General features: G+C 68.0%; 20 protein-coding genes. 1 reads left to right on the top strand and 19 read right to left on the bottom strand.

Going from position 1 to position 17,451, the window contains the following annotated elements:
• Positions 1-292: 292 nt before the first annotated feature.
• From ABEA67_RS19020 to ABEA67_RS18990, 7 genes are all read right to left on the bottom strand, one after another.
• A complete protein-coding gene (locus ABEA67_RS19020) occupies positions 293-931 on the bottom strand; it encodes a redoxin domain-containing protein (protein WP_345468382.1) in 639 nt (212 codons plus the stop codon).
• Between the two features lie 9 nt (positions 932-940).
• Complete coding sequence (locus ABEA67_RS19015) at positions 941-1,255, bottom strand: GNAT family N-acetyltransferase (RefSeq protein WP_345468379.1); 315 nt, start codon at positions 1,253-1,255, stop codon at positions 941-943.
• A gap of 39 nt (positions 1,256-1,294) precedes the next feature.
• A complete protein-coding gene (locus tag ABEA67_RS19010) occupies positions 1,295-1,879 on the bottom strand; it encodes an NADPH-dependent FMN reductase (RefSeq protein ID WP_345468376.1) in 585 nt (194 codons plus the stop codon).
• 102 nt (positions 1,880-1,981) lie between these two features.
• The gene (locus ABEA67_RS19005) at positions 1,982-3,556 is read right to left on the bottom strand and encodes a VOC family protein (RefSeq protein WP_345468374.1); all 1,575 of its coding nucleotides are present in this window, start codon (positions 3,554-3,556) and stop codon (positions 1,982-1,984) included.
• A gap of 9 nt (positions 3,557-3,565) precedes the next feature.
• Complete coding sequence (locus ABEA67_RS19000) at positions 3,566-4,534, bottom strand: ring-cleaving dioxygenase (protein WP_345468371.1); 969 nt, start codon at positions 4,532-4,534, stop codon at positions 3,566-3,568.
• A 2-nt stretch (positions 4,535-4,536) separates the two neighbouring features.
• Positions 4,537-5,511: a ring-cleaving dioxygenase gene (locus ABEA67_RS18995; protein WP_345468369.1), complete on the bottom strand. Its 975-nt coding sequence runs from the start codon at positions 5,509-5,511 to the stop codon at positions 4,537-4,539.
• Positions 5,508-5,963 carry a MarR family winged helix-turn-helix transcriptional regulator gene (locus ABEA67_RS18990; protein WP_345468367.1) on the bottom strand — a complete coding sequence of 152 codons (456 nt, stop codon included), beginning with the start codon at positions 5,961-5,963 and terminating at the stop codon, positions 5,508-5,510. The genes ABEA67_RS18995 and ABEA67_RS18990 overlap by 4 nt, the downstream gene beginning before the upstream one ends.
• 596 nt (positions 5,964-6,559) lie before the next feature.
• Here ABEA67_RS18990 and ABEA67_RS18985 point away from each other — a divergent pair.
• A complete protein-coding gene (locus tag ABEA67_RS18985; protein WP_345468365.1) occupies positions 6,560-7,327 on the top strand; it encodes a peptidoglycan DD-metalloendopeptidase family protein in 768 nt (255 codons plus the stop codon).
• 90 nt (positions 7,328-7,417) lie between these two features.
• On the opposite strand, the gene ABEA67_RS18980 is transcribed toward ABEA67_RS18985, so the two are convergent.
• The 12 genes from ABEA67_RS18980 to ABEA67_RS18925 form a co-directional block, all read right to left on the bottom strand.
• Complete coding sequence (locus ABEA67_RS18980; protein ID WP_345468363.1) at positions 7,418-8,305, bottom strand: cation diffusion facilitator family transporter; 888 nt, start codon at positions 8,303-8,305, stop codon at positions 7,418-7,420.
• A 308-nt stretch (positions 8,306-8,613) separates the two neighbouring features.
• The gene (locus tag ABEA67_RS18975; protein WP_345468361.1) at positions 8,614-8,976 is read right to left on the bottom strand and encodes an ArsR/SmtB family transcription factor; all 363 of its coding nucleotides are present in this window, start codon (positions 8,974-8,976) and stop codon (positions 8,614-8,616) included.
• Positions 8,977-9,011: 35 nt separating this feature from the next.
• Positions 9,012-9,641 carry an SCO family protein gene (locus ABEA67_RS18970; RefSeq protein WP_345468359.1) on the bottom strand — a complete coding sequence of 210 codons (630 nt, stop codon included), beginning with the start codon at positions 9,639-9,641 and terminating at the stop codon, positions 9,012-9,014.
• Positions 9,642-9,786: 145 nt separating this feature from the next.
• On the bottom strand, positions 9,787-10,035 hold the full coding sequence (locus ABEA67_RS18965) for a hypothetical protein (protein ID WP_345468356.1): 249 nt from the start codon (positions 10,033-10,035) through the stop codon (positions 9,787-9,789).
• Positions 10,032-10,928: a cation diffusion facilitator family transporter gene (locus ABEA67_RS18960; protein WP_345468354.1), complete on the bottom strand. Its 897-nt coding sequence runs from the start codon at positions 10,926-10,928 to the stop codon at positions 10,032-10,034. Before ABEA67_RS18960 ends, ABEA67_RS18965 begins: the two co-directional genes overlap by 4 nt.
• Positions 10,921-11,547, bottom strand: coding sequence for a DUF305 domain-containing protein (locus tag ABEA67_RS18955; protein WP_345468351.1), 627 nt, complete (start codon positions 11,545-11,547; stop codon positions 10,921-10,923). The genes ABEA67_RS18960 and ABEA67_RS18955 overlap by 8 nt, the downstream gene beginning before the upstream one ends.
• Complete coding sequence (locus ABEA67_RS18950) at positions 11,517-12,017, bottom strand: thioredoxin-like domain-containing protein (protein ID WP_345468349.1); 501 nt, start codon at positions 12,015-12,017, stop codon at positions 11,517-11,519. Before ABEA67_RS18950 ends, ABEA67_RS18955 begins: the two co-directional genes overlap by 31 nt.
• Positions 12,014-12,544 carry a signal peptidase II gene (locus ABEA67_RS18945; RefSeq protein WP_345468347.1) on the bottom strand — a complete coding sequence of 177 codons (531 nt, stop codon included), beginning with the start codon at positions 12,542-12,544 and terminating at the stop codon, positions 12,014-12,016. Before ABEA67_RS18945 ends, ABEA67_RS18950 begins: the two co-directional genes overlap by 4 nt.
• On the bottom strand, positions 12,541-13,275 hold the full coding sequence (locus ABEA67_RS18940; RefSeq protein ID WP_345468344.1) for a ZIP family metal transporter: 735 nt from the start codon (positions 13,273-13,275) through the stop codon (positions 12,541-12,543). The genes ABEA67_RS18945 and ABEA67_RS18940 overlap by 4 nt, the downstream gene beginning before the upstream one ends.
• Positions 13,276-13,279: 4 nt before the next feature.
• Positions 13,280-13,525, bottom strand: coding sequence for a glutaredoxin family protein (locus ABEA67_RS18935; RefSeq protein ID WP_345468342.1), 246 nt, complete (start codon positions 13,523-13,525; stop codon positions 13,280-13,282).
• A gap of 10 nt (positions 13,526-13,535) precedes the next feature.
• Positions 13,536-15,821, bottom strand: coding sequence for a heavy metal translocating P-type ATPase (locus ABEA67_RS18930; protein ID WP_345468340.1), 2,286 nt, complete (start codon positions 15,819-15,821; stop codon positions 13,536-13,538).
• 400 nt (positions 15,822-16,221) lie between these two features.
• Entirely contained in the window at positions 16,222-17,073 is an 852-nt protein-coding gene (locus ABEA67_RS18925) for an IclR family transcriptional regulator (RefSeq protein ID WP_345468338.1), read from the bottom strand.
• Between the last annotated feature and the right edge of the window lie 378 nt (positions 17,074-17,451).

Genomic DNA, 17,451 nt, shown 5'->3' with positions numbered 1-17,451 from the left:
AAGGCCCAGACTTTTCGAACATCCCCTCCAGCCGACGACCTCGTACAAGTCCCGCGCTCGCTCGTGGACCGCCTCATAGACGCCCTTTGCTACGCGGCCTGAACTTCCCTTTGGACAAAGTCGAGCTGAGAATGCCCCCACTGGGGCACTCTCATCTGTTCTGTCAAGCTTACAGCGGGATTGCTCTGATTCCAGGGAATCAACGCAATTTCGTAGCAATGACCAGACGGCAGACGACGAAGTGCGCCGGTGGTGTTATCGATGCCGTGTGGCACGCTCAAGCTGATGCGACCTACCGTTCCCCGGCCTCCGGGTCATCGAACTGGGCGACGGCTCCGGCCATGCGGATGAACACCTGGCGCATGCTCTGCCCGTAGGGGTAGAAGTCCTCTTTTTCGCCCCGGTCCCACTTGGCCCGCATCTCGGGCGTGTCGATCTGATAATCCGGGCGAATGCGGCGCGTGATGTCACGCAGGTCCTGATGTAGTTCCGCCGTCGAGGGCCGTCCCCAGTACCAGTAGCCGTTGTAGAGCTTAAAGATTCGCAGCCCCGGCTCCAGCACGAAGGTATACGGAATCATGGGATTGTTGTGTGGGTCGGTGTACTCCTGGATGCCCAGGTCCTGCTGGATGATCCGCTCAGGGTCATGCAGGAAGGGCCAGTGGGCACCCACGCCCAGCCGCAGGTCGTTGCTGAGGATCAGGTTGTCGGTGGTAATCGTGACAATCCGGGTAAAGCCCACGTCGCACTGGGCCGAGAAGCGCACGAGTTCCATGAGCTGCTGCCGGTCCTTGGGGCAGTACACGCCCCGCCCCAGCATCAGGATCATCGGGTCGCGGCCCTGGAGGAACGACAGCCTGCGCTTCACGCCCGTGTGGTCGGGGAGGTCGTAATCCGGAAAGGTCGCACCCACCTGAATGTCTGCTCGCATGGTTCCCCCTCAGAGGCCGAGTCTGGCCCGGTACTGCGGCTGAACGAGGTCCTGGTCCTCGGGATGCCGCCGAATGTACGCCGCCACGAAGGGGCACATGGGGATGACCTGTAAGCCTCGCGCCCGCACCTCCGCCAGCGCGTCATGCACCAGGCGGCTTCCCACCCCCTGACCCTCCAGGGCCTCGGGGACCTCGGTGTGCGTGAACATCAGGGCATCTCCCACCCGGCGGTAGGCGGCGATGGCGAGGTGTTCCCCCACGCGCGCCTCGAAGCGGCCTGCCTGGGGGTTGTCCTGAACAGTGATGGCCGGGTCCTGAGTCATAGATTCTCCTTGGGCAAGGGGGCGTGCGCTCTCAGGCGCTCAATCGCGCAGGCGGAGCGTCCACGCCTCCAGGGCGAGCAGGAACTGCTTCAGGAAGGTGCGGGTCCCCTCGTCGGTCAGCCGCCCCGCCTCGTCGAACTTCTCGTTTGCGCGACCCAGCAGGAACTCCGGTTGCAGCATCGCCGGGGTCTGGGTGAACACGAACGCTTGCCGCAGGGCGCTCTGGGCACGGGCCGTGCCAGTCATGCCGGGACTCGCGCCCAGGATGGCCGCCGGTTTTCCCGCCAGAACGGAACCGCGTGGCGGGCGGGAGGCCCAGTCGATGGCGTTCTTCAGCACGCCGGGCACGCTGTGGTTGTACTCGGGCGTGGCGATCAGCAGCGCGTCCGCTTCCCGGATGGCGTCCTTCAGCGCCCGCACGCCCTCGGGGTCGCCTTCGGCCTCGACATCGGCGTTGTAGAGCGGCACATCGCCCAGGCGGTCGAAAATCCGGATGTCCAGGCTGTCCGGGGCGACCTCCTGGGCCGCACGGAGCAGCGCCCGGTTGTACGAGCCGCGGCGCAAGCTGCCCGCGATAGCGCAAACCACCAGGCGGGGAGTGTCGGAGGGGGAGGGTTGACTCATGGCATCTCCTTGTGTGTCTCAGGAAGGACGAGGGAGGGGCGCATGCCCCAGGCCAACCCCAGCAGCAGAGTCACCGGGCATGAAGGCCCCCCTTCACTCCGGTCAGGATCGTACCGCGAGGCGCTGGGCCTGTTCCCGCAGCCACCCGGAGGTCACTGCGATGTCCTGGTCGGTGAGTTCGTGCCCGGCCTCCAGCCGCTCTTCCTGAACGTCGCCGTGCACCCGGCGTAGGTAGGGGGTCACGGGTTCCGCCAGGGGCAGGAAGGGGTCACGCTGGCCGTGCAGGACCAGCACGGGGAGGCCGCCCAGGTCGGTTGGCGGTGGGGCCTCGAAGGGCATCACCGGGCGCAGCAGCACCGCCCCGGCGAATACGGATGGGTGACGTGCCAGGGTCGCCAGGGCGATATTTGCCCCGTTCGAGTAGCCCAGGGCGATCACCTGCCCCGGATCGAGGTCGTAGAGAACCGCCGCGTCCTCCACGAACTGTGCCAGCGCGTCGGCCTCCTCCACGAGGTGCGCCTGGTCATAGCGGGTGGCGCTGAAGCGGCGGAAGAAGCGGGGCGCGCCTTCCTCCAGCGAGCGGCCCCGCACGCTGAGCAGGTTCGCCTCGGGGGCGAGTTGCCGTCCCAGCGCGAGCAGGGAAGTCTCGTTGCCGCCGGTGCCGTGCAGCAGCAGCAGGGTCAGGCCACTGGTGCCGGGTTGAAAGCGGTGAACCCAGTCCAGGTCACGGGCCGGGAGGCGGGCCTCACCGGGGAGGGCGACTCGGGGCAGAGCCACCTCGATGTCCTGCCGCTGCGCTTCCAGTTCGGGGGGCAGCACCAGCCTCTCCCCGAGGTGCGCGGCGTCCTCGTCCAGCGCGAAGCCGGGCCGGTCGGTTGCCACCTCGAGCAGGCTGCCGCCCGGTTCGCGGAAGTAGATGCTCTGGAAGTAGCCGTGTTCGCGCACGCCCTGCACCTCCAGACCCTCCGCCCGCACCGCGTTCAGGAGGGCCTGTTCGCTCTCGGCATTCGCCGTGCGGAAGGCGACGTGGTGCAGCGTCCCGACCCCTCCCGCCGAGGGCCAGAAGCCGGAGGTGTCCCGCAGGTACACGGTGTGGCCCAGCGATGCCGCCGTGCGGTAGGTGTGCAGGCCGCCTTGCTCCCCCACCCGCCGGAACCCCAGGTGCCGTTCCAGCACCGCGCCCGTCTCCTGCGGGGCTTCCGTCCAGAAGACGACGTGGTGTATCCCGCGCACCTGCATCGCGGTGGGGACAGTGGAGCCTTCCCAGGTCTGCCCGGCGCGGGCATCCGGGACACCGACGAGGACGATGGGGAGTCCGTCAGGGTCTTCCAGCGTGAGGCGGCTGGTGTCACCGTCACGGGTCGGCCCGCTGAAGTTCACGCCCCGGCTGAGAAAGTGCTGCACCCAGTCGCCCAGACTTTCCAGTGGCACCGTCAGGCCGATTTCGGTGGCCTGCCCGGAGCCGCGTCGTCCCTGGGCGGTATCCGGCCAGGCGAAGAAGGACAGCAGGGTGCCGGGCGTGCCCGCCGCGTCCCCGTAGAACAGGTGCAGGGTGGTGGGGTCGTTGTGGCTGACCGTGCGCTTGACCAGCCGCAGGCCCAGCAGGTCGGCGTAGAAGTCCACGTTCGCCTGCGCGTCCCCGGTGATGCCGGTGGTGTGGTGAATGCCGTTGGTCATCGTGGGTCCTCAGTCGATGGGCTTGAGGCCGGCCAGAATCTGCGCGCGGCGCGGTTCCAGGAAGGGGGGCAGGATGGTCTTCTCGCCCAGCGTCGCCATGTCCTCGTCCACGCCGAAGCCGGGGCCGTCCGTGGCAATCTCGAACAGCACGCCGTTCGGCTCGCGGAAGTACAGGCTGCGGAAGTAATGGCGGTCCACCTCGCCGCTGCTGCGGATGCCGAACTGGTTCAGGCGCTCGTTCCAGGCGTGGTACTGCTCCTCATTGGGCGTCCGGAAGGCGACGTGGTGGACACCGCCCGCGCCGGGATGAGCCGGGGGCAGGTCCGGCCGCACCGCCACATGCAACTCGGCATGGGGGCCGCCCTCGCCCATCTCGTAGACGTGGACCGTGTGCGCGGGACTTTCCGGGTCGGGGTACGTGCGCACCGGGCGCAGGTTCATCACCTTTTGCAGCACCAGGTCGGTGGCCCGCAGGTTCGGCACGGTCATAGTAATCGGGCCGAGGCCGCGAAGCTGGTGCTCGGCGGGCACCGTGCTCCCCTCCCAGGGGGTCGGCGCGTCACCCGCCCCGCCGTCGGTGACCAGGGTGAGGCGCTGCCCCTCCGGGTCCTCGAAGTCGAGGTACAGCCGCCCGTCGCGCTCGGTGAGGTCGCCGTGCCCAACCCCCAGACTCCCGAAGCGGTCCTGCCAGTAGCGCAGGCTCTGGTCGTCCTTCACGCGCAGGGCCGTGCGGGTGACGGTGTGGTTGCCCCGGCGCTCACGGTCCACCGGCCAGTCGAAGAAGGTGAGGTCGGTGCCAGGCGTCGCCACCTTGTCCGCGTAGAAGAGGTGATAGGCGCTGGTGTCGTCCTGGTTCACGGTGCGCTTGACCAGGCGCATCCCCAGGTCCTCAGTGTAGAAGCGCTTGTTCTCGCGGATGTTCGCGGAGACGGCCGTGAGGTGGTGGATGCCACTGAAGTGCCGGTCGTTGTTCTTCATGGTCAGGCTCCTTGCAGGGAGAGGGGGCGGAGGTGGGCTTCGATGTCGGCGCGGCGCGGTTCGAGGAAGGGCGGCAGGGCCAGGTGCTCGCCCAGCGTCTCCAGGGGTTCGTCTACTGAGAAGCCGGGGCCGTCGGTGGCGAGTTCAACCACCAGGCCGTTCGGGTCGCGGATGTACACCGACTGGAAGTAGTGGCGGTTCACCTGCCCGCTGTTCGGGTAGCCCGCTGCCTCCAGGTGCGCGAGCCAGCCGCGCAGTTCCGCCTCGTCCCGTACACGCAGCGCGACGTGGTGGACTCCACCCGCGCCGGGGCGGTGCCGGGGCAGGTCGTCCCGCTCGGTGACGTGCAACTCGGCGTGCGGGCCGCCCTCCCCCATCTGGAAGACGTGGGTGGTGAAGGCCCCGGTGGGATAGGTCCGGACCTCCCGCAGGTTCAGGCCGCGCTCGAAGAAGGCGCGGGTGGGCGCGAGGTCCGTCACCGTGAAGCCGCTGTAGCCCAGGCCCTGAAGCTGGAAGGCGGCGGGAATATCGGTGAGCGGGTTGACCACGCCGCGCGGTCCCTCGCCCCCGTCGTCAATCAGCGACAGAAGGGTGCCGTCGGGGTCTTCGAAGTCCAGGTGGAGACGGCCGTCGCGGGTAACGATGCCACCATGCGGGACACCCTCGCGGGTGAGACGCTCGGCCCAGAACGCCAACGCTTCCCGGCCCGTCACACGGAAGGTGGTGCGGGTGATGCTGTCATTGCCCCGGTGTTCACGTGCCGCACGGGGGAAGTCGAAGAAGGTCATGTCGCTGCCCGCGCTGCCCGCCCCGTCGGCATAGAACAGGTGGTACATGCGCGGGTCGTCCTGGTTGACAGTTTTCTTCACCAGCCGCAGGCCCAGCACACGGGTGTAAAAGTCGTGGTTCCGCTCGGCCCGCCCGGTGAGGGCGCTGACGTGGTGAAGGCCAGTGAAATGCAGAGAGGGCATGGTCATAGGGGCTTCTCCTGTGGGGGTGACTGGAGTCTGTCCCAGATTGCGGCGAGGGTGTTCTGCTCCTCGGGGGTGAGTCGGTCGAGGAACAGGGCGCGTACGGCCTGGAGGTGCTTGACGTGGACGCGCTTCAGCAGGCGGCGACCCTCCGGGGTCAGCACAGCCTCGAAGCCACGGCCATCGGTCGCGCAGCGGCGGCGTTCGAGCAGGCCGCCCTGCTGGAGCCGGTCCACCAGCCGGGTCAGCCCGCCTCCCGAGAAGCGCAGGCTGCGGGCGAGGTCAGTCATGCGCAGACCCGCCTCCCCCGCCTCTTCCAGGGTGAGCAACAGCTCGTAAGCAGGCAGACTCAGGTCGAACTCGCGCGCCAGTTCAGTGTCCAGGGTCTTCCAGAGGGTGTCGTGGGTATGCAGGAAACCCTGCCAGGCGCGCATCTCGGTGTCAGACAGTTGGGGCATCGGTCCTCCTTCGGCGGCGGGCCACAGTCACCGCTTCATCTGTAGTCATCCTACAACTATTTGCTTTGCAAAGCAAGTGGATAATTTGTTTATCCGCTGGGAAACGCGCGGATGGTTGCCCAAACCTCGGGGGCGGCCGTCCGGGCTGAGCGCCAATTCCCGTTCCAACTCTGGTGGAACCCCTCAAACTTTGAGCTGCACGAATGAAAACGGCACTGCGCCGGATAGATGCAGACATCCCCGTCTGCACGGGGAAAACGTTTCACAGGGGGCAGGAACTCGGTCTCGTCCCAACGACCCCTACCCCTGCTGAGGCTTGGGCAAGGCAAACTTGCGGCTGGGCAACGTCCAGGCGGCGGTGAACGACGAAAGGCCACCGCACCTCCCCATGAGAGCACGTGGACACAAGGCACTGCCCGGCCCAACAAGGCCATTGCAGAGCAGATCCACTTGCTGCCCCAGACCACGCCCGGACAGGGTCCGTTTCATTCAGCATGTGCTGGGCACGACTGCCGCGTCACTTCAGCGCCTGCTTTAGCTGCATAGTTGCTCATTCATCAAACTTTTAGGCACTCCTGGTAGGGTACCGCACGTTTATGCGGAGTTATTTCTTCACCGTGCTGGCCTTGATGGGGCTGAGCCTCGCTGCCGCCAGCACCGTCAAGGTGCAACCGGGGGACACCCTCACCCGTGTTGCTGTCCGGTACGGCACCACGCCGCAGGCCCTCAGCCGCGCCAATCCCGGGCTGAATCCCCAGCGGTTGCTTGCTGGCACGCTTCTCCGCCTGCCCACGCCGATGGCACCGACATGGACGGTGCGCCGGGGTGACACCCTGTCGCAGCTCGCGCAGAGGCAGGGCGTCACCCTGAGCGCGCTGCTCCAGGCCAACCCGAAGGTCAATCCCCGCCTGCCGCTGCAGGTGGGCCAGCGTCTCACCTTGCCGCTGGCTGTCAGTGTCCGCACCCGCACGTCTGCCACAGCCGTGGTTCGCCCCGCTTCCGTCCGTGTCAATGGTGCGCTGCCGGTCCAGGGCCGCCTCACCACGCCCTTCCGGGCCGCTCACTCAGGCCTGGACCTCGCCGCCCCGGCTGGAACCCCCATCCGCGCGACCCTGCCCGGCAACGTCATCGAATCCCGCTTCGATGGTCAGACCGGGTGGGGCTGGACGGTCGTGCTCGACCACGGGAGCGGCCGCACCACCCGCTACAGCCACAACAGTGTCAACCTCGTGGCTGTGGGTGCACGGGTGGCGGCTGGTCAGATGATCGCTCGGGTAGGGAGCACCGGCAACAGCACGGGCGCACACGTCGACTACCGCCTGTACCAGCAGGGCCAGGCTGTCAATCCCTTCGGCCTCCAGTGACCTGGCGACGGGTAGGGTCAGGCGGGCATCCACTCATGGGCAGTGCCCAAAAGGAGCGCGCCGGGGGTCACCAGGTGCGGACCCGCCAGGTCACAGGACGAGGACGCCCCGGTGTTTGGCCGCGCTCTCCGGCTCGACGTGGATGGTGACCTCACTCTCCGGCACTTCCTGTTCGATCACCTGTTCCAGCCGGTCACAGATGGCGTGGGCCTGCCCCACCGTGAGGTGTTCCGGCACCACCAGGTGAAAGTCGATAAAGGTCAGTCGCCCCGCGTGACGGGTGCGCAGGTCGTGGGCCTCCAGGGCACCCTCGGCGTGTTCGGCCACCAGGCGGCGGATCAGCGCCTGGGTCTCAGGTGGCGCGGCCTCGTCGAGCAGGCTGCGCAGCGAGGTTCCGACCAGACGCCACCCCACCCACAGGATATTCAGGGCCACCAGCATCGCCATCACCGGGTCCAGGATGGTCCAGCCGGTCACGGCGACCAGGCCCAGGCCCACCAGCACGCCGCCACTGGTCACGACGTCGGTCATCAGGTGCTGGCCGTCGGCCACCAGTGCCGGGGACCGCAGTTGCCGCCCGGTGCGGATGAGGTAGAGGCCGTACCCCGCGTTGAGCAGGGTGGCCCCCAGCGAGACGAGCAGGCCAAGCCCGAGCGCTTCCAGCGGTTTCGGGGCCTGGAGATCCTGGTAGGCGCTGTAGAGGATGCTGAAGGCGGCCAGCACGATCAGAACGCCTTCCAGAACCGCCGAGAAGTATTCCGCCTTGGCGTGACCGTAGGGATGATCGGCGTCGGCCGGCCTGCGGGCGATGGACAGCGCAAAGAGGGCTGCGCCGGCGGCCACGACATTGATGATGCTCTCCAGCGCGTCCGAATACAGCGCCACACTCCCGGTCAGGACATACGCGCCGCCCTTGAGTCCGAGAATCAGCAGGCCGAGCAGCAGGCTGTACTGTGCCAGGCGAATGGTGCGGTCCATGCGGCTCCTTTCAGGAAGAAGGGAAATTGGTGCGTTACGGGCGGCCACTGAGGGTGATGAGGGTGCTGCCGCCCTCCAGCAGGGCGAGGCAAGGCAGCATGGCCCCACCGCGGTTCAGGAAGGAGGCGGAGTTGCCGGGGGTGATGAGATGGTTCGCATGGTGAACCCGGCTGCTCTGAGCGGACCCAGCAGGGCTTCGGGTTGCCAGCCAGGAAGGCGGGACTGCTCGAAGCGGCTCTCCCCTGCCGCACCTCCTGCCGGGAACCGCAGATTTGGGGACGCAGGCCAGGCCACTCGATGCCCCGTCTTCATTCCCCGGCGTGCTCGATGGCGCTGCTGATCAGGGCGGTGATGTGCTGGTCGAGCAGCCGGTAGTAGGCGACGCGCCCCTCCTTGCGGAAGGAGACCAGACGGTGGGCGCGCAGCAGGCGCAACTGGTGACTGGCCGCGCTCTCGCTGATGCCCGCCACGGCCGCCAGGTCGCACACGCACAGCTCCTCGACACTCAGCGCGCTGAGCATCCGCAGCCGGGTGGGGTCCGCGACCACCTTCAGCAGGCTGCTGGCAGACTCCACACAGGCCGCGTCGGGCAGGGCCGTGCGGACGCGGGCGACGGCCTCTGGATGAACACAGGGTACGTCACACGTGTCTTCTTGAGAAGCGGTTCTCATCTGCTGACTATAGAGTAAAAAAGGCGCTGCAAACGTCACCGCATCACCTGCCGGACATCCGCCACCACCCGGTCCACGTTCGTGAGCTGGGTGTAGTCCCAGACCACCCGTCGCCGGCCCTCACGGTCTATGAGGTACACGCCCGTGGTGTGGTTGATCTGGTAACTCGTGCCGCTCTGCACGGCCGCTTTCTGGTAGCCCACGCCCCAGGCAGCCGCGGTGTCTGCCAGTTGCGGCTCCGGAATGAACACGCCCCGGGCCGACGCGCTGAAGTACGTCACGTACTCGCGCAGCCGCTTTACGTCGTCACGGGCCGGGTCGAGCGTCACGAGCACCGTGCGGAAGTTGGCGCGGTCCGCCTCGGGCAACGCCTGGCGCACCCGTTCCAGGGAGGCGAGCGTCGTCGGACAGATGTTCGGGCAGTGCAGGAAGCCGAAGAACACCGCCACCGTCTGACCCCGCAGGTCACTCAGCGCGAAGGGCCGGCCATCCTCCCCGATCCCGGCCAGCGTGGGGGCCGCAGTCTCCGGGTTGAACACCGTGCCGTAGAAGGGGTAAGGACTTTTGAACCGGGCGTAGGCCCAGGCACTGCCCAGCAGCAGGCTGACCGCGAGCAGTGCCCACAGGAGGGAAGACCAGAAGGGACGGGGGGCCGAAGTGGTCATGGGCAAGCTTCTCCTTCTCGTGTAGGAAGACAGGGTTCAAGGGGGCGGGGACCTTGCAGGCAGCGGAGCGTGTGGCGGGGTTCTGTGTGGCGGGGTTCTGGGGCGGCGCTCCGTACCCTTCTGAACACCGCCTCTGAACACCGCCCTAAATGAACGAGGCAAGTTCTGCGGCCAGGAAGAGCCAGGCCAGCCCCAGGCCCACGGCCAACAGCAGGAGATCCACCTCTCGCATTCGCCAGCGCCAGTGCCGGACATACCCCACCAGCCAGACCACGCCGAGACCGCCGTACATCAGGCCCAGCAGCACATGCTGGTGACGCAGGGCCTGGAGGGCCACCACGACGTCCGTCAGTCCATTGGCCTGGACCAGCAGGTCGGCCTGCCGCCGCCTCATGGGTGGAAGTGGGCCGCATGTCCGGCGTGGGCGTCCGGGGGTTCGAACTGCACCGTGCTGTGCTCGATCCCGTGGCGTTCAGCGAGGGCATGGACCTGGGGCAGCAGGTCCGGGTGCGGCTGGCCCGCCGCCACCACCAGGTGGGCGGTCAGGCTATGCACCCCGCTGGTCACGCTCCAGACGTGCAGGTCATGGACCTCCAGCACACTGGGCAGCGCCGCGAGTTCCGCCCGCAGGCCGTCCAGGTCCATGCCTTCCGGGACCCCTTCCAGCAGCACGTTCACGCTGGCCCGCAGGAGGACCCAGGTGCGGGGCAGCACCCACAGGCCGATGAGGGCACCCAGCACCGGGTCCACCCAGGTGAGGCCTGTGAAGCGGATGATCAGGGCACCGACGATCACGGCCACGGACCCCAGCAGGTCGCCCATGACCTCCAGGTACGCGGACTTCACGTTCAGGCTGTGCTCGCTGCCCGAGACGAGAAGGCGGGCACTGATCAGGTTCACGATCAAACCCAGCACCGCCACGATCAGCATGGTGGTGCTCTGCACCTCCACCGGTTCCCGCAGCCGCCGGTACGCCTCGAACAGGATGTACAGGCCGATGGCGAAGAGGGCGGCGGCATTCACCGCTGCCGCCAGGATCTCCGTGCGGCGGTAGCCGAAGGTGCGCCGCTGGTCCGCCTCCCGCTGCCCGATGCGGATCGCGAAGAGGGACAGCACCAGCGCCATCGCGTCGGTCAGCATGTGCCCCGCATCGGAAAGCAGCGCGAGACTTCCGGAGATGAAGCCGTAGACGACCTCCACCACCAGGAACGTCCCGGTCAGGGCCAGGGCGATAGACAGTTGCCGGGCGTTGGCATTCGCCCCGTGGCTGTGGCCGTGTTCACTCATGGGCCATGCCGTCCATTTCGGGCTGCGCCGGCTGGCCTCCCGCCATGCGTCTGGCGAGCAGGGCGTCGATCGCTTTGATCTCGGAGGTCTGGGCGGCGACCATCCGCTTGGCAAAGGCCTGCACTTCCGGGCGCTGCACGGTCCGCAGGGCCGACTTTGCCATCGCCACGCCCCCCTGATGGTGGCGGCGCAGCAGCACCAGATAGCGGGTCTCGGCCGTGCTGACGGGCAGGTGCTGCAACTCTCGCTCCTCCGCGGGGGAGGCGAGGCCCATGCTGGCGCGCTCCATCCCCGCCATTGGGGCGTCGCGGCCCGCCAGCGGCCGGCCCCAGGCCATCAGCCAGCCCTGCATCTGCCCGATCTGCGCCTGCTGCGTCAGAATGACGTCCTGTGCGAGCAATTTCACCGCCGGATCAGCCGCCCGCTTGAACAGCGTCACGCTCATGTCCACGGCCTGCACGTGATGGGCACTCATGTCCCGGGCGAAGGTGACCGCCGCACTGCCTTCGGCGGGCGGGCGGGGCCAGCCCAGGGCGAGTGCGCTGCTCAGCAGGGCCACCCCGAGGAGGCCGGCGGCCAGGCCCCGCATCAGACCGTGCCCCCGTACGCGCCGCTGCACGAGGCACCCACCTCCGGGGCTTCTCCACCCTGCTCGTACTGCTGCAAAAACGGCTTGATGCGCGGGTCACTGGCATCCTGCACCTCCAGCTGCCGGTTCCAGGCGCTCAGCACCACGGGCGCGGTCTGCGTCTCATGGGGGGAGAGCAGGGCATAGGTGCGGCCGTCCACCAGCTTCTTCAACGCTTCGACCTGCTCGGCGGGCAGCCCCGCCCGGTAGGTGATCCAGACCGCGCCGTGTTCCAGGCTGTGCACGGCATACTCGTCGTAGAGCGGCCGGTTATACACGCCGCAGTTCTGCCAGGCCGGATTGTGCGGTCCGCCCGCGGGGGGCGTCTGGGCGTAGGCGATACGGCCCTCCTGGTGGGTGCCACCCTCGTTCTGGAAGGTCTTGATCCCCTGTATCTCACCGCTTCCCTGGTTGCAGGCAGAGAGCAGGACGGACAAGGTCAGCAGGATAAGTCTCTTCATGGGTTCTCCTTGGTCTGAGAAGGACCACGTCGGTCCGGCGTGGGACGTCCCGCACGGCGTTCCGTCCACCCCGCGTGCAGCAGCAGTCCGGCGGCCCCACTGAAGACGAGAACATCCGACAGGTTGAAAATTGGGAAGGTCTCCCCTGTCAGTGGGCGGGTGAGGCTGTCCAGCAGGGGGGACGTAAGGTAGTCGACCACTGCACCGCGCATCAGACCATCCAGGGCGTTGCCCAGTGCCCCAGCGGCGATCAGCGCGAGCGGCCACCCCCAGCCCAGGCGGACCCGCCCGGACAGCAGGGCCGCCACGATCACCAGGCCGACCAGCAGGCGCAAGGCGGCCAGGGGCGCGGTCAGGCCCCCCAGCAGGCCCCAGGCCATCCCAGGATTCAGGGTGAAGCCCAGGTGCAGCAGGCCGGGCAGCAGGGCGCGGCCGACTCCCGGCGAGAGGTTCGCCACTGCCCAGGCTTTCAGCAGGCCCTCGATTCCCAGCAGCGCTGCGATCAGGACCACAGGTTTCCGCCTCACGACATCAGCTCCAGCAGATAGAGGGCCACGAAGCCCGCGAAGAAGGCCGCCGTGATCAGCGGCGTTTCCTTTACCTCGTGGGCCTCGGTCAGCAGCTCCTCGGTCACCAGGAACAGCAGGGCGGCTGCACCGAAGGACAGCACGATCTCCAGCGCCAGACCGGAGAGGCCCTGAAGCAGCGTGCTCCCCAGCAGCGCCCCCAGGATGACCAGCAGGCTCAGCCCTGTCACCGTCAGGATGGTGCGGCCGGGAGGTGTCCCCACCTGACCGAGGCTGGACGCCACCGAGACGCCCAGAAACAGCAGTTCCAGCGTCAGGGCCACCACCAGCAGCGTGCCCACCCGTGCGCCCGCGGCGAAGCCCACGCCGATCAGGAGGCCATCGATCAGCACGTCAATGCCGACCACCGTGATCAGGCCGAGGTTGCCGCTCGGCTGCCTGCCCCCGTCGGCCAACGGGCGTTCCAGCCACCCGGCAATCTGCCGGAGCGCCAGCATCACGGCCACACCCAGCACAAAGCCGATGACCACCCCGAGCGGTTGGTGGCCCTGGGTGATCTCGGGCAGCAGTTCACCCGCCACCGCCGCGAACACCACGCCCGCCGCGAAGTGCTGCACGAAGCTCCGCAGCCGCTCACCCGGCGTGCGGAAGCTGGCTGCCACCCCGCCGAGAATGGTGGCCGCCACCGGAATCAGCGTCAGGGTGAGGATCTCGGGGAGGGGTGCGGCCACCCGTTCACCCCTTCCGCAGCGCCGCGAGGATGCGGGGCCGCTGGCCGTCGAACGGCCCGTAAAAGGCCTGCTCACCGATGACCGTCACCGGGGCGATACGGACGCCCGCCCGGCGCTGCATCTCGGCCAGGGCCTCGGGGTCGGCGCGGACGTTCTTCTCGACGAAAGGGACGCCTTCGTGCCCCAGGAGCCGTTTGACGGCCTCACAGTCGGCGCAGTTGGGCACGGTGTAGAGGGTCACGTCGGGCATGAACCGCTCCTCAGGCTTCGCGCGGGGCGGCGTGGGGCAGCGCGGGCCGGGTGGCTGGGGCCGAACTGCCCTTCCAGCGCAGCAGGCGCAGGGCGTTCGCGGTGACGAGGGCCGTGGCCCCCGTATCCGCGAGAATCGCCATCCACAGGTTCGTGTACCCGAGCAGGGTGGTGATCAGGAAGATCAGCTTGAGGCCCAGCGCGAAGGCGATGTTGACCTTGATGTTCCCCATGGTCGCCCGGGAGAGCCGCACCAGGTCCGCGACGCCCGTGACGCGCTCGCCCAGCAGGGCCGCGTCGGCGGTTTCGAGGGCCACGTCCGTGCCGCCCCCCATCGCGATACCCACGTCCGACTGGGCCAGGGCCGGCGCGTCGTTGATGCCGTCCCCCACCATCGCCACCCCGCCTCTGGCCTTGAGGTCCGCGATGAGCCGCAGTTTGTCCTCCGGCAGCAGGTCCGCCTGCACGTCGAGGCCCAGGTCCTGCCCGATGGCCTGGCCGGTGCGGGCGTTGTCCCCCGTGAGCATGACCGTGTTCACGCCCAGGCCGCGGAGCTGCGCGAGAGCTTCTCGTGCGTCCGAGCGGGGTTCGTCGCGGATGGCGAGCACACCCAGGGGGCTGGTGCCGTCCAGCAGCACCACCGCCGTGCGCCCCTGTTCCTCGAAGGTCTGAATGGCGGCCTGAAGCTGCGCGGGCAGGGGCGTCAGGGTGGCCGCGTGCCGGGGCGAGGAGACGCTGAGGGGACGGCCCTCGACCGTGGCTGTGACGGCTTTGCCGGGGATGGCCTGGGCGTCCGTCACGGCGGGCAGGGTGAGGTTTGCCCCCTTCGCCGCGTCGGTGATCGCCCTGGCCAGGGGGTGGCTGCTGCCCGATTCCACGGCGGCGGCCAGGCGCAGGACCTCGTTGCGGTCCTGTCCCACCACATCGGTGACGCGGGGCTTGCCCGCAGTGAGCGTGCCGGTCTTGTCGAAGGCGACTGTTTTCACGCTCCCGATGCTCTCCAGGGCCGCGCCGCCCTTGATCAGCAGGCCCCGGCGGGTTCCGGCGCTGATGCCGCTGGTGATCGCCGCGGGCACGCTCAGCACCAGCGCGCAGGGGCAGCCGATGAGGAGCAGGGCGATCCCCTTGTAGAGCCAGGGATACCAGGCGGCCCCAAAAAGCAGCGGCGGCACGAGGGCGACGAGAGCGGACACGGCCACGACGCCCGGCGTGTAGTACCGGCTGAAGCGGTCGATAAAGCGGGCGGTGTGGGCCTTGCTCCCCTCGGCCTCCTCGACCATATGAATGATCCGGGCGATGGTGTTGTCCGAGGCGGCCTTGTCGACCCGGACGGTCAGCGCCCCATCCGTGTTGATGCTCCCCGCGTAGACGGTGTTTCCGGCGCTCTTGACGACGGGAACGCTCTCGCCCGTCACGGGGCTGTCGTCGAGGCTGGAGGTGCCCGAGAGGATGGTGCCGTCGGCGGGCACCCGTGCGCCTGGGTTGACCTGCACGGTCTGCCCGACGCCGAGCGAGTCGGCGGGCACCTCGCGGGTCTGGCCGTTCTCCAGCAGCAGGGCCGTCTTGGGGGCCAGCGCCGCCAGCGCCTGAATGCCGGCCCGCGCCCGTCCGGCGGCGATCCCCTCCAGCAGCTCTCCGACCGCGAAGAAGAACACCACCACGGACCCCTCGGCCGCCTGCCCGATCAGGACAGCGCCGATGGCGGCGAGGCTGACCAGCATGTTGATGCTGAAGGGATCGCCCAGACGGGCGCTGGCGAAGGCTTTTTTCGCCAGGGGCCAGACGCCCAGCACGGTGGCGGCAATGAAGCCGTACGTGGCAAACCGCGGCTCGATGAAGCTGAACAGCCAGGCGAGGGCCAGCAGGACGCCGGAGGTGACGACCAGCTTGCCCTGCCCCGTGGCATACCAGGGCTGACCCGGTTTTGGCGCTTCATGGCTATGGGCGGACTCGTGACCCGCGTGGTCATGTTCGTGGTGGTCGTGGTCATGGTCACCGGGCTGGTGTTCGGTGGCCGGGCCTGGTCCTGCGCCTGCCACGGGGCCAAGCAGCGAGGGCGTGTAGCCGAGGGCCTTGAGGTTGCGCTCCAGGGTGGTCCGGCCGGTCTGCGTCTCATCCAGGTCCAAACTCAGGGTCTGTCTGGTGAAACTGGTTTTCACGTCCGCCGTCCCCGGCAGCGTGGCCACCATCCGTTCCACTTTCTGGACACAACTGGCGCAGTCCATCCCGTCCACGAAATACGTCAGGTGGGCCGCATCCGGTGAAGGGGCATCAGCGCGGGAAGGCGAAGACGTCATGTGCCCAGTGTACCTGAGCGGACCTTCATATGTAAATCTGTTCAGATATGAGTTCGCCCGATTCCCTGCTTATGGCTCTCGCCATTACTCCCGACCACGGCCCGCAGAACCGCTCTAGCTCGGCAATTCGCTGTTCAAGCGCCTGTTTCGTGGAGGCCTGCCCGGTGAAGGCCGCTTCCCTGGGAGCCTCCACCTCTTATCCCAGCGGCGGATGACATAGGGGGCGGGAATATGGCGGGGCTGAGCGCTGGTCTTCTGACCGCGCTTGACCGGGTTGACGCTCTCCGGTTTGAACTCACGGCGGTGGGTGTGTCCGGGTACACAGGCTCCTTCACGGCACCGTCAGCCTATGCCGGAGGCGAAGGTGGCCGCTCCTGGGTGTTCAATCCACCGGCCCACCTCAACTGGAGGAGGACCTTGAGTGGCCTTTTCTGCGGGAGCGCCGGGGAGCCGGGCGCAATTCCTCGCGCCCCCCCACGGACACCCATACCATGGGCCTCTTGCCTGAAAGCTCCGGCTGGTACCCGATCCGTGAGGAAATCGCGGCACAGGCCTGCATCAGCGCGTCGCGCACTTGTTCTTGCCGGTCCGAGTAGCGGTCGAGAGGCAGACTGAACTCCATTGCCGCGATCACCTCGCCGTTGTGGTTGCGGACCGGAGCTGCCAGGGAGCAGACGGCCGGGTGGTGTTCGCTCGCCTCCCTGGCGTATCCGTCTGAGCGGATCTGCTCCAGCTCCTCCGCCAACGTGTCCCACACCTGGACCGTTCCGGAGACGTCCCCCGCGGCGGCCAGCACGGCCTCCACCACCTCACGGGGCCGGTGGGCCAGCAGCAGCTTGCCGCTCGCGCTGGTGTGGGCGGGGAGGACCGTCCCCACCCCGAGCAGGCGGACGCTGCCCGGCAGTCGGCCCTGTAAGCCCGCGACCGGCACGATCTGCCCCCCATCAAAGGCGGTCAGGTGCAGCGTCTCCCCGAAGGCCTGCGCCAGGCGGCCCATTTCCTCCTGCGCGACCTCCCGCCAGGGCGTGTTGGCGAGCAGCACCTGAGTCAAGGCGAGCAGCTTGAAGCCCAACCGGTAACGGCCTGCCAGCGTCCGGTGCAGCAACCCCATGTGCGCCAGCGAGGCAAGCAGGACGTGGGCACTGGAGGTCGGCATGCCGAGCGTCCGCGCAACTTCAGTTACGCCCCACTCGGGGCGTTCCATCGTGTACAGGTCCAGCACGGCCCTGGCCTTCTCGAACGTTCCCAGCATCCCTGTCCTCTCGGAACCGCGCACGGTGTCGCGTTGGCTTCCAATATACTGGGATGTCTGTCTTGCACTCCGTGCCCGGCTCCCCCACAGTGAGGGTGCCGTATCCCTGCATCTGCGCACTCCCCGGTCAACCCTCGTTATCGCAATTCATGCCCAGGCGGGCGGCGAAAGGGCTGGCCTGGCAGTACACCATTTCGTCACTCGGTCGCATCTGGCACTCCACTTGTCTTCGACTACCAGACCGCCAGGCGAATAACTGAAGACCCGTTGCGCAGTAGCTGAATGGGCAGCGGGGCGACGGCGCACGTCGCCCCGCTGCCCGGCCTCTGCCTTCAGAGGGGGGGGAGGTGGTGTCGGCGTTGCCAGCGGAGGTTGACC

It is taken from the genome of Deinococcus carri (genome assembly GCF_039545055.1).
Taxonomy (GTDB): domain Bacteria; phylum Deinococcota; class Deinococci; order Deinococcales; family Deinococcaceae; genus Deinococcus; species Deinococcus carri.
The sequence above is the reverse complement of the archived record's forward strand: the minus strand, read 5'-3'. Positions and strand labels throughout refer to the sequence as shown.

What these genes read in the sequence shown, in the direction of transcription:
- ABEA67_RS19005 (WP_345468374.1), bottom strand. Translation starts at nt 3,556, where the DNA reads ATGACCAACGGCATTCACCACACCACCGGCATCACCGGGGACGCGCAG.
- ABEA67_RS18925 (WP_345468338.1), bottom strand. Translation starts at nt 17,073, where the DNA reads ATGCTGGGAACGTTCGAGAAGGCCAGGGCCGTGCTGGACCTGTACACG.
- ABEA67_RS18970 (WP_345468359.1), bottom strand. Translation starts at nt 9,641, where the DNA reads ATGACCACTTCGGCCCCCCGTCCCTTCTGGTCTTCCCTCCTGTGGGCA.
- ABEA67_RS18980 (WP_345468363.1), bottom strand. Translation starts at nt 8,305, where the DNA reads ATGGACCGCACCATTCGCCTGGCACAGTACAGCCTGCTGCTCGGCCTG.
- ABEA67_RS18975 (WP_345468361.1), bottom strand. Translation starts at nt 8,976, where the DNA reads ATGAGAACCGCTTCTCAAGAAGACACGTGTGACGTACCCTGTGTTCAT.
- ABEA67_RS18950 (WP_345468349.1), bottom strand. Translation starts at nt 12,017, where the DNA reads ATGAAGAGACTTATCCTGCTGACCTTGTCCGTCCTGCTCTCTGCCTGC.
- ABEA67_RS19020 (WP_345468382.1), bottom strand. Translation starts at nt 931, where the DNA reads ATGCGAGCAGACATTCAGGTGGGTGCGACCTTTCCGGATTACGACCTC.
- ABEA67_RS19015 (WP_345468379.1), bottom strand. Translation starts at nt 1,255, where the DNA reads ATGACTCAGGACCCGGCCATCACTGTTCAGGACAACCCCCAGGCAGGC.
- ABEA67_RS18965 (WP_345468356.1), bottom strand. Translation starts at nt 10,035, where the DNA reads ATGAGGCGGCGGCAGGCCGACCTGCTGGTCCAGGCCAATGGACTGACG.
- ABEA67_RS19010 (WP_345468376.1), bottom strand. Translation starts at nt 1,879, where the DNA reads ATGAGTCAACCCTCCCCCTCCGACACTCCCCGCCTGGTGGTTTGCGCT.
- ABEA67_RS18985 (WP_345468365.1), top strand. Translation starts at nt 6,560, where the DNA reads ATGCGGAGTTATTTCTTCACCGTGCTGGCCTTGATGGGGCTGAGCCTC.
- ABEA67_RS18990 (WP_345468367.1), bottom strand. Translation starts at nt 5,963, where the DNA reads ATGCCCCAACTGTCTGACACCGAGATGCGCGCCTGGCAGGGTTTCCTG.
- ABEA67_RS18930 (WP_345468340.1), bottom strand. Translation starts at nt 15,821, where the DNA reads ATGACGTCTTCGCCTTCCCGCGCTGATGCCCCTTCACCGGATGCGGCC.
- ABEA67_RS18935 (WP_345468342.1), bottom strand. Translation starts at nt 13,525, where the DNA reads ATGCCCGACGTGACCCTCTACACCGTGCCCAACTGCGCCGACTGTGAG.
- ABEA67_RS18960 (WP_345468354.1), bottom strand. Translation starts at nt 10,928, where the DNA reads ATGAGTGAACACGGCCACAGCCACGGGGCGAATGCCAACGCCCGGCAA.
- ABEA67_RS18995 (WP_345468369.1), bottom strand. Translation starts at nt 5,511, where the DNA reads ATGACCATGCCCTCTCTGCATTTCACTGGCCTTCACCACGTCAGCGCC.
- ABEA67_RS19000 (WP_345468371.1), bottom strand. Translation starts at nt 4,534, where the DNA reads ATGAAGAACAACGACCGGCACTTCAGTGGCATCCACCACCTCACGGCC.